Here is a 13,532-nt window from a genome sequence, read left to right on the forward strand (position 1 = left end):
TCATCCCCGCGGAGGCGGGGATCCATATTCTCTCAAGCTCGAACCTCTTGCGGTTCGGAGGTTATGGATTCCCGCCTTCGCGGGAATGACGTGGAGTAGGAAAGGGGAGGGCCGTCAGGCCGGGACGCGGGCCTGCGACCAGGCCCAGTCGAGCCAGGGGCCGAGCGCTTCAATGTCGGCGGTCTCGACGGTGCCGCCGCACCAGACCCGCAGGCCCGGAGGGGCGTCGCGATAGCCGGCGACGTCATAAGCTGCGTCTTCCAGCTCCAGCGCGCCGGCGATCTTCTTGACGAGCGCGAGCTGCGCTTCGTCATCGAGACCCTCGACCGCGTGGGGCGCAAACTTCAGGCACACCGAAGTGTTCGACCGCGACGCCGGATCGGTGGCGAGATGATCGATCCAGTCGGTCTTCTGCACCCAGGCGTCGAGCGCGGCTGCGTTGGCGTCGGCGCGCGCGATCAATGCGGGCAGGCCGCCGATCTGTTTCGCCCATTCGAGGCTGTGGATATAATCCTCGATCGCCAGCATCGACGGCGTGTTGATCGTCTCACCCTTGAAGATGCCTTCGATCAGCTTGCCGCCCTTGGTCATCCGGAAGATCTTGGGCAGCGGCCATGCGGGCACATAGCTTTCCAGCCGCTCGACCGCGCGGGGGCCAAGGACGAGGATGCCGTGCGCGCCTTCGCCGCCCAGCACCTTCTGCCAGGAGAAGGTGACGACATCGAGCTTGTCCCACGGCATGTCCATGGCGAAGCAGGCCGAGGTCGCGTCGGCGATGGTCAGGCCCTCGCGGTCGTCCCGGATCCAGTCGCCATTGGGGACGCGGACGCCCGAGGTGGTGCCGTTCCAGGTGAAGACGATATCGGTCGACTGATCGAGCGCGGTCAGGTCGGGCAGGGTGCCATAGGGCGCCTTCACGACATCGGCTTCGATCTTCAGCTGCTTGACGACATCGGTGACCCAACCCTCACCGAAGCTCTCCCAGGCAACCATCGTCGCCTTGCGGGCGCCGAGCATGCTCCACAGCGCCATCTCGACCGCGCCGGTGTCCGATCCGGGGACAATGCCGATGCGATGGGTGGCGGGGATGCCGAGGATCTCGCGGGTCAGGTCGACCGCATGATTGATGCGCGCCTTGCCGAGCTTCGAACGATGCGAGCGTCCGAGCGAACCGGTGGCGAGTTTTTCGGGGGCCCAGCCCGGCGGCTTCGCGCAGGGGCCGGAAGAGAAATGGGGTCGTACCGGCTTGGTCGCCGGGCGTTCAAAATCAGTCATTTAAGACTCTCCTCACAGAGAGCACGCGCTGCGTTGGGACAGCGTGGCCCGCCGCCGTCTCTAGAGATGGATTGCGGCAAGTCAATGACGGATCAAAATAATTCCTCCCCGTGCCGGGGAGGAAAGAAAAAGGCCCCGGAGCTCCGCTCCAGGGCCGTTATAGTTCGGTTGTGCTGCCAGCTTACTCGGCTGGCGCAGCTGCATTGCCATCGGCAGGTGCGGCGGCGTTGTCGGCCGCAGCGGCACCTTCCGCCGGAGCGGCAGCGGCTTCGGCGGGCACCGCCGGCATCGGCCGCGGCGCATCGCTCTGCTGGTTGAGATAGGCGATGACGTTCGCGCGATCCTCAGGCTTGGAGATGCCCGCAAAGGTCATCTTGGTGCCCGGCGCAAACTTCTTCGGGCTGTGCAGCCAGTCGCTCAGATTCTGCCAGTCCCAGGTGCCGCCCTTGGACTTGAGCGCGTCGGAGAAGGCGAAGCCATGCGCGCCCTGGCCGACCGGCTCGCCCAGCACGCCCCACAGATTCGGGCCCAGTGCGTTCGGGCCGCCCTTCTCGGCGTTGTGGCAGGCGGCGCACTTCTTGAAGACGTCCGCGCCCTTCGCAGCATCCGCGCTCGCCAGATAGAAAGCGATCGGCTTCTCGGCTTCGGCAGCAGCGCCGCCTTCGCCCTCTTCTTCGACACCCTCGACGACATAGCCCATCTTTTCCGGGCGTTCGGAGTGGAAATATTCGCCGCTGAGGATCGAGAGGCCAAGGGCGGCAATGCCACCCGCCAGCGCCCAGCCTGCAATCGTGTTAGCGCGATCGTCCATGTGCCCCTAAAGCTCCCGTTGGTTACGTGGGGGGATGGAAACCCACGCCGAAATCGCGCCCCCTTTAGAATCGGTTCGGGGCCTCCGCAAGCGTTCCAACGCTGGAATATGTTGCGGTGCGGGTGAGGGCCGCCTAATCGGCTGCGCGTCATGCAGAACTATCCCGCTCCCGCCCAGGCGCTCGTCGCCGAAATGTCAGCCGCTTGTGCCGCCGATCCGGCCCGCGCGGTGGCGTTTCAGGGGGCGCCGGGCGCCAATTCGCATCTCGCGGCACTGGAGACCTTTCCCAACGGTCTGCCGCTGCCCTGCTTCAGTTTCGAGGACGCCCTCGACGCGGTCCGCGATTTCCGTGCCGATCACGCGGTGATCCCGATCGAGAATTCGCTTCATGGCCGGGTGGCCGACATGCATTTCCTGCTCCCCGAGTCGGGTCTGGTGATCATCGGCGAGCATTTTATGCATATCCGTCACACGATGATGGCCCTGCCCCATCATGGCCAGATCACACAGGTGATGAGCCATCCGCAGGCGCTGGGCCAGTGCCGCCACTATCTGCGCGCCAACGGCATCACGCCGATCTCCTATCCCGATACCGCCGGGGCGGCGGCGGCGGTGGCGGAAGCCGGTGATCCGCATGTCGCGGCTCTGGCGCCGTCGATCGCGGCGGGCATATATGGCCTGAAAGTGGTCAAGGACGATCTTTCCGACGGTGCCGACAATACCACCCGTTTCGTTGTGCTGGCTCGCGAGGCGCAGGAGGTGCCGCTCGGCAGCGTGTCGGTGATGACGACCTTCATCTTCGAGGTGAAGAATATCCCGGCGGCGCTCTATAAGGCGCTGGGCGGCTTCGCGACCAACGGCGTCAACATGACCAAGCTGGAAAGCTACCAGCGCGGCGCGAGCTTCGCGGCGACCGAATTCTACGCGGATATCGAGGGGCACCCAGATGAACCGCATGTCCGGCGCGCGCTCGAGGAACTGGCCTTCCACACCAAATGGGTGCGGTTGCTCGGAACCTATCCCCAGGCGCGCGAGCGGATCATCGGCTGAGCCGTCAGCCTTCGCTAAGCCACGTGCTCAGCAACGTGTGGGCGATAGCATAGGGCGGCGGGGCCAGGAACGGCGCGTCGTCGGATGCCTCCAGCGCGGCGCGTATGTCGTCGCGGGTCGCCCATAGCGCATGTTCCAGTTCGTTCGCGTCGAGGCTGATCTCGCTGCTCTCGGCGCGGGCGATACAGGCGATCATCAATTGCGACGGGAAGGGCCAGGGCTGGCTGGCGACATAGCGGACGTCGCTGACGACCACGCCGGCTTCCTCGTGCAACTCGCGCGCCACGGCTTCCTCGATCGATTCGCCGACTTCGATGAAGCCGGCCAGCGCCGAATAGCGGCCCTTCGGCCAGCGATGCTGGCGGCCGACCAGGACACGGCCCTCATATTCGGCGAGCATGATCACGACGGGATCGGTGCGCGGGAAATGCTCGGTGCCGCAGCCGCCGGTCTCGCGGGCGCATTGACGCGCCCAGCCCGAGCGGAAGACCCGGCTCGGCTGTCCGCAACGCGCGCAATAGGCATGGCGGCTATGCCAGTCGACCAGGCAGCGCGCCGCGGCATAGGTCGCGGCTTCCTCGCGCTCGAGCATCGTCAGCGCGGTGTTCATCGCCGCGTTGCGCTGCGCCGGGTCCTCGTCGACCCGGGCCAGCGACACGAATCGCGGCTTGCCGTCGAGCAGGCCGAGCAGCGCCAGGTCCGCCTCGGGATCGGCTTCCGCCAGCGATCCCCAGCTCAGCCGGCCATCGTCGGTGACCTGCGGCGTCAGCCCGTCGAGCCGGAGCAGCCGGGCCGAAAGGCTGCCGAGTTGCTGATCGAAATAGGCGCGGTTGTCGCGTTCGATGTCGATCCGGACGAGCGGGGAACCCGTGAAACCGGGGGTGGGAATGTCAGCCATCATCTTTTCCTGTCGAGTCCCGCGTGGCGATAGCGCGGGCGGCGGCGCGTGCGAAGAGGGTGGGCAGGCCCGCCTCCTCGATCCGATCGATCGGCCACCATTCGCCGTCATCGCCGGCATGAGCGAGCCTTGCGGTCATCACCCGCAGGTCCAGCGCGAAATGGGTGAAGACATGTGCGACCGTCCCCGCATCGCGCCAGTCCGCGGCTGCGGGCGCATCGGCGAGCCCGGGATCCTCGTCCTGCCACGGCCCGCTCGGCAAGGCGCGCATCCCGCCGAGCAGGCCTTTGGCCGGGCGGCGGATCAGCCAGACCCTGCCGTCGCGCTCGATCCAATAGGCTGTGCCGCGCCGCTGCGGCTTGGCGCGCTTGGCCGTCTTGACCGGCCAGGCTTCGGGCGTGCCGGCTTCGCGCGCGGCGCAACCGGCGCTCAACGGGCAGATCAGGCATTGCAGCGCGCGCGCGCTGCAGATGCCGGAGCCGAGATCCATCATCGCCTGGGCGAAATCGCCCGCGCGATCGTCTGGGGTCACGCGGTCGACCAGCGTCCGGAGCGCCGGGCGGGCCTGCGGCAGCGGTTCGGAGAAGGCGAACAGCCGGCTGACGACGCGCTCGACATTGGCGTCGACCACCACCGCGCGGTGGCCGAAGGCGATCGCCGCGACGGCGGCGGCGCTGTAATCGCCGACGCCGGGCAGGGTGCGCAACGCCGCTTCGGCGTCGGGAAAGCGCCCGCCATGATCGCTGACGACGGCGCGCGCGCAGGCGATCAGATTGCGGGCGCGGGCATAATAGCCGAGCCCCGCCCAGGCGGTCATCACCTCTGCGTCGTCGGCTGCCGCCAGATCGGCGACGGTCGGCCAGCGGGTCGTAAACCGCTCGAAATAGGGTTTCACCGCCGCGACCGTGGTTTGCTGGAGCATGATCTCCGACAGCCAGACGCGGTAGGGATCGGCGGGCGGGGCGCCCGGTTCGGCGCGCCAGGGCAGGCGGCGGCGGTGCTTGTCGTACCAGGCAAGCAAATTTTCAGCTACGGCATCGACGCGCATGGGGCGCCTATGGCATGAAGGCGGTGATGAGCGATACGGGCAAACCCAAGAAAATCACTTCGGCCAAAGCCGCAAAGCCGGCGCCCGAACCGCGCCGGCGCGGCGGCAGTGCGCGTTCGGTGGCGGACATGCTGCCCGATGTCGGCCGCGCGGCCTTCCGCCGCTTCGGATTCGTGCAAAGCTCGGTGGTCAGCCGCTGGCCGGAGATCGTCGGCGAACGCTATGCCAAGCTGTCGGTGCCCGAATCGATCCGCTTCCCACAGGGCGCGCGCGCCGACGGGGTGCTGACCCTGCTCGTCGAAGGCGCGCATGGCACGATGCTGCAGCATGTCGCGCCGACCATCATCGAACGGGTCAATCGCTTCTTCGGCTATTCGGCGGTCGCGCGCATCGTCATCCGCCAGGGGACCTGCGCCGCGCCTGCACCCGTTTCGCGCGTGGCGCCGCCCTCGCTCAAACCGGTGCCGGTCGATCTGGGCGACAGCCTGCGCACCGTGGCCGATCCCGAACTGCGCGCCTGTCTCGAATCGCTTGCCGGTGCGCTGGTGGCGACGACGGGCGCGCCGATCCTCATGTCCGGAGATGGTGACAGGTGAGATTCCCGTTTGCAGGGGCAGCGCTCATGCTCGCCCTGGCCGTGCCGACCGCCGCGATGGCGGCGACCCCGAAGAAAGCTGCCGCCAAGGCCGTGCCGGCCCATGCCAACTGGCTCACGACGGCGCACCGGACAGCCGAGGGCGCGATCGTCATCGGCAATCCGGCGGCGAAGGTGAAGATGGTCGAATATCTGTCGCTGACCTGTTCGCATTGCGCCGATCTCTCTGCCTCAGCGCTGCCCCCGCTGCGGCGCGACTATATCGCCAAGGGGCTCGTGAGCCTCGAGGTGCGCCATGCGGTGCGCGACGGCTATGATTTCGCGGCGTCGCTGCTCCTGCGCTGCGCACCGCCGGCGCAATATCTCGGTTCGATCGAGGCCCTGTTCGCGACCCAGTCTGACTGGATGGGGAAGGGCGTGAACGTCAAGAATGTCGAGGGTTTCGACGCGATGTCCCCCGATCAGAAGATGGTGGCGGCGGCCCGTTCCGCGGGCTTCGACAGCTTCTTCGCGGCGCAGGGCATGAGCCCATCGGCCTTTTCCGCCTGCATGGCCGACGCAAAGGCCAAGGATCAGTTGACCCAGATGGCCGGCAATAGCTGGCAGCGCGATAAGATTCCCGGCACGCCGTTCATCATCATCAATGGCAAGCGTCAGGAATCGGTTCACGACTGGGCTGAACTGGAGCCTCTGATCAAGGCGGCCCTCCGCTAACCCCGGACGCGGCGGTTTCAGCCGTCGCTCACTCGCCGAAGATCAGCAGGTTCATTTTTGCCAGTCTGCCTGTCATTTCGATGACGATGCTGGCATCTCGTCCGATCCTGCGCGCCAGTTCGCTTATCGGCAAAGCTTCCGCCGTCTCGGCGATTATGCGTCCCGCGACGTCCGCCGGGAAGCGCGCGGTCTCAAAAATCGGATCCGCCGACAGCCTTTCATAGGCTGCCAGCGTCGCACCCGGCGCGGCGCGGACGACAGTCTTGGGGCCGATCGTCTGGGTCGGATAATGGGCGAAGATATGGAACGGGTCTTCCTGCGACGGAAACGCGCCGGGAGGCTTTGCCAGCTGCCGCGCGCCATTGGTGCGGGCGTGGCCACGGCGGGCGTCCATTTCCGCCCACAGCTCGCGATAGCGGCGATAGACGACGGCCCAGTCATAGTCCGCAAGCGCCCGGGCGCGACCCGCTTCGCCCATCCTCCGGCGGAGCGCCGGGTCGCCGATCAGGTCGGCCAGGCGTGCGGTCAGGCTCGCCATGTCCATCGAGACGACCGCGCTGGCGCGTGCGCAGTAGAGTTCGTAATTCTCGTCCATCTCATAATTCGCGGCGATTCGCCTGCCGACGCCCGGCGCCGGCGCGTGGGTGGGGATCCGGAAGCCATCGGTGCCGTCGCGGACGGTGTCGCGATAGCCGTTCCAATCGCTGACGATCACCGGCAGGCCGGCTGCCATCGCCTCGACCGGGGTGATCCCGAAGGTCTCCTGGATGCTGTCGGATAGTGACAGGAACAGGTCCGCGCCGGCAAAGGCCGCGGCATAGAGCGCGGCGTCGGCGCCGTCGGCGAAGATCGCCCGGACGCCGGAGCAGTAATTCTCCGTGGCGTCGCGTATCGCCTCGGCGGCCGACGCGTTGAAGAACTGGCCCGCCTGGATCAGCACGGCGCGCTTGCCGCTGTGCTCGGCGGCGATCCGGACCGCATCGTACATCTGATAGGGATGCGCCTTGGTCGACAGCGACAGCCGTCCTGCGAACAGGATCGCGACTTCGTCTTCGGCGAGCCCGAGCCGTTCGCGCGCCGCATGCCGCGCCGCTTCCGACGGGGCGAGGTCACGGCAATGCACGCCGAGCGGAATGACTGGGAACATCGGCATTTCTGGCAGCGCGTCGATCCCCAGCCGCCAGCGCTGATAATCGAGTGTCGCCGCCAGCGTGGCCTTCACTACCCCAAGCGCCGCGGACGAAGTGCAGATGACCGCGTCCCATGGCATCAACGGTTCGGTAACCACGCTGCCAATCATGTTCAGCGCCCGGGCCGATGACAATGTGTGGGTGATGCCGCACAGGCTGTATCGCGCCATACCCTGACGAAGCCGCAGCCGGGCGCTGGAGGCCAGCGCGGGATCGGCGCGGAACAGGGTGCCGCATTTCTCTAGCTCGTCGAAGCGGTTGACCGGAATCCACTCGGTCCTCGCATCGGGGTCGATATGGCGCACGACCTCGGTCAGCAGTTGGGCGTCGCGTTTGCGTCCAGCATAGCTGACTATCGGCTCGCCGTTGCAGCCCTCCACCGCCGCGCGCAGAAAGGCGGCGCCTGCGGCTCGCCGCCCGACGAGCGGGCGACCCTCCAGGATGTAGGCGTCGGGGTCGAACTGGATTGCGGCGGCCATCAGCGTGCCATGCGCATGAAGGGAATATGTTCGCGCAGCGCGGCCCTGGTCATGCTGTCGTCATCCCTGCGTTTCATGTCCGCCCAGGGCGTGACCTCGGGCTGAGTGAAGCGAGCTACTATCACCCTTCAACGGCATGTCCATAAGCGCTGCTGGCCTATGGACCGCGATAGGTGCTCCGCATTCGCTTGCTCAGTCTGGCCATCAGCCACTGCCGACCTTTTTAACCGCCCGAAACCGCTATGGTCTGCGTAGAGGCGCCGCCCGCGACCGGGCGCCTTGATGACGCGATTCACGGGTGGCGAAGCCGAAGACCTGTTCGCCCGACGGCGGTTTGTCCTTCGGCGCGGTCCCCCTTGCGCCTGTCGCCGCCACGGCTATCACTGTCCCGGACAGCTCGTGGTGCTGCTTGGAGATGGTTTGGTGATGAAGAAGACGCTTGCCGTCGCGGCGATTGGTGTGGCCTTGCTGCTTTCGAGCTGCGGAAAGAAGGATGCTGACAGCGCCAATGTCGCGGGCAACGCGTCCATGGCGGTGCCGGGTGCGCCTTATACCGGCCAGGACTGGACCCAGACGGTGGTCAAGACCGTCGAGGGCGGATTTCGGATGGGCAATCCCGACGCGCCGGTGAAGCTGGTCGAATATGCTTCGATCACCTGTCCGCATTGTCGCGACTTCACCAAGACGGGCGCACCGACGCTGAAAGAACAATATGTGAAGACCGGCAAGGTGAGCTGGGAATATCGTAACTTTGTCCTCAATCCGCTCGACGTCGCCGCGACGCTCGTTGCGCGTTGCCAGGGGGCGGACACCTTCTTCCCCTTCGTCGAACAGCTTTATGCTACGCAGGAGACTTGGGTCGGCAAGTTCAACTCGGTCGACGAAAAGAAACTGCAGTCGCTCGGCACGCTGCCGCAGCAGGAACAGTTCACCCAGCTCGTCGCGCTTTCGGGTCTTGAGGACTTCTTCAAGGCGCATGGCGTTCCGGGTGACCGGATCCAGGCCTGTCTGGCGGACAAGGGTGCGCTCGCAGAACTTCTCAAGATTCGCGACTATGGCGCCAACACCGACAAGGTGGACGGCACGCCTAACTTCCTGATCAACGGTGAAAGACAGGAAGGCGTCTACGACTGGCCTGGCCTGGAGACCAAGCTGCGCGAAAAGGTCCGGTAAGCGTGATCTTGGGGGGCGACATGGCGGGAGCGGGCTGAGCCGGCCATGCGTTTCCGCAAGCTTCGCCTCTCGGGATTCAAGAGCTTCGTCGAGCCGACCGAGCTGCTGATCGAGCGCGGGCTGACCGGGATCGTCGGTCCCAATGGTTGCGGCAAGTCCAATCTGCTCGAGGCGATTCGCTGGGTGATGGGCGAATCTTCCGCCAAGTCGATGCGCGGCGGCGGGATGGAAGACGTCATCTTCGCGGGCACCACGACCCGTCCCGCGCGCGACTTCGCCGAGGTGACCCTGTTCACCGAGCGGCCCGAAGCCGAGAATGACGAGGATCGCGAGGTCGAGGTGACTCGCCGGATCGAGCGTGGCGCGGGCTCCGCCTATCGGATGAACGGTCGCGACGTGCGGCAGAAGGACGTCGGTCTCTTGTTTGCTGATGCGGCGACCGGCGCGCATTCGCCGGCGCTGGTCAGCCAGGGCCGCATCGCCGCGGTGATCGCCGCCAAGCCGGTCGAGCGCCGCCAGATGCTCGAGGAAGCGGCAGGGATCGCTGGCCTCCACGTCCGCCGCAAGGATGCCGAGCAAAAGCTGCGCGCGACCGAGACCAACCTTGCGCGGCTCGACGACCTGATCGCCGATATGGAGGCGCGAACCGGATCGCTGCGGCGGCAGGCGCGCGCCGCCGAACGCTACAAGGCGTTGACCGAGCAGATCCGCATTGCGGAGGCGCGGTTGATCTTCTCGCGCTGGCGCGATGCTGCCGAGGCGGCGGAAGCGGCGAAGAAGGAGGCGGCGCAGGCGGATGCGCTCGTCGCCATCGCCGCCGACGCCCAGAAGGCCGCGACCACGAAGCAGGCCGATGCGGCGCGTAAGGTGGCCGATGCCCGCGGCGCGGCGCAGACCGCGCGCGAACGTTCGACCGGGCTCGCCCACCGCCTCGCTACCCTGACGGGCGAGTTGGAGACGGTGCGCCGCCGGATCTCGGACATCGCCCAGTCGCGTGATACGCTGAGCCGTGATCGTGCGCGCGAGGACCGGCTGGCGATCGATGCGTCGGCGGCGCTCAACGCGCTGGCCGAGGAAGAGAAGGAACTTGGCCGCCGGATCGAGGAGGCGACGGTGCGGCAGTCGGCGATCGATGCGCAGGTTCGAGATGCCGAAGCCGAGGCGCGCGAGGCCGAGCTTGCGGTCGCCAAGGCGCAGGCCGCCTTTGCCGCCGAGCAGGCCGACATGCGGGTTGCGCAGGCCAATGTCGCGGCGGTGCGCCAGCGGCTCGATCGCGCGCAGGCCGAGGCGCAGCGGATCGAACGCGAGCTGGCCGGGCTCGGCGACGAAGCGCCGCTGGTCGCGCGCAGGACTGCCGCGATCGCCGCGCGCGAACTGGCCGAGCGCAGCATATCCGAGGCGATGGAGACGATCGGCGGGGCCGAGGAGGCGCGCGCCGCCGCCGCTACTCGCCGCGACGAGGCCGAAACCGCGAGCGGCGCCGCGCGCGCCGCGCTGGCCGCGCTCGAGTCCGAGGCGCGATCGCTGGAGAAGGCGGCGAGCGGGGCGGGGCAGGGCAACCGCGCAATCGATCGGATCAAGGCAGCTCCGGGATACGAACGCGCGCTGGCGGCGGCGCTGGGCGACGATCTCGACGCGGCGGTCGGCGGCGAGGGACCGTTGCGCTGGTCGGGGGCTGCTGCGGCTGACGATCCCGGTCTGCCGGCCAGTACCGAGCGGCTGGCCGACCATGTCACCGCCCCGGCTGAACTGGCGCGCCGCCTGGCGCAGGTCGCGGTGGTCGCGGAGGATGACGGTGCGGTCACTCTGGGCGTCGGCCAGCGGCTGGTGACGCGCGACGGGCGGATGCGGCGCTGGGACGGCTTCGTTGCGGCGGATGTCGGCGCGGCGGCGGCGGAGCGGCTGGTGCGCGCCAACCGGCTTGCCGAACTCCATGCGGCGTTGCCCGGGGCGCGGGCGGAGCTCGAAACGGCGCAGGCAGCGCTGGGCGAGGCGAACGGCGCGGTGCAGGCGGCGAAGGCCGCGATCGACGCGGCCCGCGCCGAACTGGCGCGCGCGGAGATCGCCCAGCGCGGCGCCATCCGCGACGAGGACCAGGCGACGACCGCGATCGAGCGGCTGGCGGGGCAGCGCGGCGCGATGGCCGAACGCGCGCAGCGGGCCAAGGCCGAGGCCGACGAGGCGACCGAACTCGTCCAGACCCAGATGGCGGTGATGATGGCGCTGCCCGATGGCGAGGCGAGCCGCGCCGAGGTCGATCGCCTGCGCGCGGCGAGCGAGACGGTGCGCGCGCGGCTGTTCGAGGCGCGCGGGCAGGCGATGACGCTGGCGCAGGCGGCGTCGGCTGATGCGCAGCGGCAGAAGGCGGCGCGCGACGAGGCGAAGAGCTGGCGAAGCCGCGCTGGCGATGCCGCCAGCCGCATCGCCGAAATGGACGCCCGCGCTGCCGCGATCGAGACCGAGAGCAAGGCGCTCGAAGGGCGGCCCGAGGAACTGGAGGCGCTGATCGAGAGCGTGGGCGCCGACGCCCGCGCCGCTGACCAGGCCGCCGAAGCCGCGCGCGAGGCGGAGCGGCTGGCCGAGGACGAACTGCGCCGCATCGAAGCGGAGGTCGCACAGGGCGGCGAGGCGCTGGCGGCGGCGCGCGAGGCGCGGGCCGGGGCGCAGGCGCGGCTGGAGAACCAGGAGATGCGCCGGGTCGAGATGGGGCGGATCTCAGGCGAGCGCTTCGAATGCCCGGCGCCGGTGCTGCCGGAAAAGATCGGTTTCGCGAGCGCGGATGTCGGCGACGGCGGCACCGAATCCGGCCGGCTCGAACGGCTGACCGCGGACCGCGAGCGGCTGGGCCCGGTCAACCTCGTCGCCGAAAGCGAACTGGCCGAGATCGAGGCGCAGCACGGCACCAGCATCGCCGAGCGCGACGAACTCTACCAGGCGATCAACCGGCTGCGCGGCTCGATAGGCAATCTCAACCGCGAGGGCCGGGCGCGGCTGCTCGCGGCGTTCCAGGCGGTCGACGGCCATTTCCGCCGGCTGTTCACCACGCTGTTCGCGGGCGGCGAGGCGCATCTTGCGCTGATCGACAGCGACGATCCGCTCGAAGCGGGGCTGGAGATAATGGCGCAGCCGCCGGGCAAGAACCTGTCGTCGCTGACCCTGCTGTCGGGCGGCGAACAGGCGCTGACCGCGGTCGCGCTGATCTTCGCGCTGTTCCTCACCAATCCCGCGCCGATCTGCGTCCTCGACGAGGTCGACGCGCCGCTCGACGACGCCAATATCGAGCGCTTCTGCGACCTGCTGATCGCGATGACCAACGAGACCGACACCCGCTATCTGATCGTCACCCACAATGCCGTGACGATGAGCCGGATGCACCGGCTGTTCGGCGTGACGATGGTCGAGCGCGGTATCAGCCGGCTGGTGTCGGTCGACCTTGGCGGGGCGGAGCAGCTGCTCGCGGCGGAATAGCTGTTTCCCGGAAGCCACAGTGCCGGGTAGTTTCGGTCCCGCGTCTTTTTCGGTCCTCCCATTGCGATAGAGTCCGCGGCGACAGGCGGGTCTATGGCGATGAAATGGATAGCGACGGCGGTCATGGCGATGACGGCGGCGGGGGCGCTGGCGAGTGAGCCGGTGGATCTGGCAGGCTCGCGCTTCGATGCGGAGGTTGCAGCGTTCGCGCAGACGGAGCGGGCGTCGGCGCTGTTCCTGGGCAGTTCGAGCATCCGGCTGTGGGACATCGCGCGCAGCTTCCCGGCGCTGCATGCCGCCAATCGCGGCTTCGGCGGGGCGACGACGGCGGATGTCCTCCACCATTATGACAGGGTGGTCGCGGGCGTGCAGCCGGCGAGCGTGCTGGTCTATGTCGGCGAGAACGACATTGCGGGCGGCGCGGGCGCGGAGGAGACCGCGGCGGCGGTGCTGACCTTGCTCGCGCGGCTGCGGCACGACATGCCGGGGGCGCGGATCGCCTATCTGTCGATGAAGCCGACGCCGTCGCGCTGGGCGCTCTACCCCCGCATGGCGGCTGCCAATGCCGTGATCCGGGCGCGGGCGGCGGAAGTCGGCTTCGACTATCTCGATGTCGGCGCGGCACTGATCGGGGCGGACGGGCGGCCTGAGGCGGGGCTGTTCGGGGGCGACGGATTGCACCTCAGCGCGGAGGGTTACCGGCGCTGGACCGCGATCGTCGAGCGGTATTTGCAGCCCGCCAGCCAGATGGCTTCGGTGAAGACGCAGAGGGCGTCCTGAAGTCTTCGGTTGTCAAAGAGCCTGTTTGAGGCGGGTCCTTCGAGACGGGGC

At 68.1% G+C, this 13,532-nt stretch carries 11 protein-coding genes; 6 read left to right on the plus strand and 5 right to left on the minus strand.

The features are described from left to right. Positions 1–114: 114 nt before the first annotated feature. Together ASE00_RS01110 and ASE00_RS01115 are read right to left on the minus strand one after the other, a co-directional pair. Entirely contained in the window at positions 115–1,275 is a 1,161-nt protein-coding gene (locus ASE00_RS01110) for a phosphoserine transaminase (protein ID WP_056377062.1), read from the minus strand. A gap of 181 nt (positions 1,276–1,456) precedes the next feature. Beyond that, positions 1,457–2,086: a c-type cytochrome gene (locus ASE00_RS01115; protein WP_056377064.1), complete on the minus strand. Its 630-nt coding sequence runs from the start codon at positions 2,084–2,086 to the stop codon at positions 1,457–1,459. A 150-nt stretch (positions 2,087–2,236) separates the two neighbouring features. On the opposite strand from ASE00_RS01115, the gene ASE00_RS01120 reads away from it, so the two are divergent. Beyond that, positions 2,237–3,136, plus strand: a complete 900-nt coding sequence (locus ASE00_RS01120; RefSeq protein WP_056377066.1) for a prephenate dehydratase — start codon at positions 2,237–2,239, stop codon at positions 3,134–3,136. 4 nt (positions 3,137–3,140) lie between these two features. Here the strand turns inward: ASE00_RS01120 and nudC are convergent, their stop codons facing one another. Further along, entirely contained in the window at positions 3,141–4,034 is an 894-nt protein-coding gene (nudC, locus tag ASE00_RS01125) for an NAD(+) diphosphatase (RefSeq protein ID WP_056377068.1), read from the minus strand. Beyond that, positions 4,027–5,082 carry an A/G-specific adenine glycosylase gene (mutY, locus tag ASE00_RS01130; protein WP_056377070.1) on the minus strand — a complete coding sequence of 352 codons (1,056 nt, stop codon included), beginning with the start codon at positions 5,080–5,082 and terminating at the stop codon, positions 4,027–4,029. The genes nudC and mutY overlap by 8 nt, the downstream gene beginning before the upstream one ends. A gap of 14 nt (positions 5,083–5,096) precedes the next feature. Between mutY and ASE00_RS01135 the strand changes: the two genes are divergently transcribed. After that, the gene (locus tag ASE00_RS01135; RefSeq protein WP_056377072.1) at positions 5,097–5,678 is read left to right on the plus strand and encodes a DUF721 domain-containing protein; all 582 of its coding nucleotides are present in this window, start codon (positions 5,097–5,099) and stop codon (positions 5,676–5,678) included. Between the two features lie 26 nt (positions 5,679–5,704). Then, positions 5,705–6,391 (plus strand): thioredoxin domain-containing protein, encoded by a 687-nt coding sequence (locus ASE00_RS01140; RefSeq protein ID WP_056377074.1) that lies wholly within the window; start codon positions 5,705–5,707, stop codon positions 6,389–6,391. A 28-nt stretch (positions 6,392–6,419) separates the two neighbouring features. Here ASE00_RS01140 and ASE00_RS01145 read toward each other — a convergent pair whose 3' ends face one another. Then, complete coding sequence (locus ASE00_RS01145; RefSeq protein ID WP_056377076.1) at positions 6,420–8,060, minus strand: glycosyltransferase family 4 protein; 1,641 nt, start codon at positions 8,058–8,060, stop codon at positions 6,420–6,422. Positions 8,061–8,486: 426 nt separating this feature from the next. On the opposite strand from ASE00_RS01145, the gene ASE00_RS01150 reads away from it, so the two are divergent. From ASE00_RS01150 to ASE00_RS01160, 3 genes are all read left to right on the plus strand, one after another. Continuing rightward, entirely contained in the window at positions 8,487–9,233 is a 747-nt protein-coding gene (locus tag ASE00_RS01150; RefSeq protein ID WP_056377079.1) for a DsbA family protein, read from the plus strand. 45 nt (positions 9,234–9,278) lie between these two features. Continuing rightward, positions 9,279–12,701, plus strand: a complete 3,423-nt coding sequence (smc, locus tag ASE00_RS01155; RefSeq protein WP_056377081.1) for a chromosome segregation protein SMC — start codon at positions 9,279–9,281, stop codon at positions 12,699–12,701. Between the two features lie 93 nt (positions 12,702–12,794). Continuing rightward, positions 12,795–13,481, plus strand: a complete 687-nt coding sequence (locus ASE00_RS01160) for a GDSL-type esterase/lipase family protein (protein WP_235538491.1) — start codon at positions 12,795–12,797, stop codon at positions 13,479–13,481. Positions 13,482–13,532: the final 51 nt, after the last annotated feature.

It is taken from the genome of Sphingomonas sp. Root710 (assembly GCF_001429065.1).
In the GTDB taxonomy this organism is placed as follows: Bacteria; Pseudomonadota; Alphaproteobacteria; order Sphingomonadales; family Sphingomonadaceae; genus Rhizorhabdus.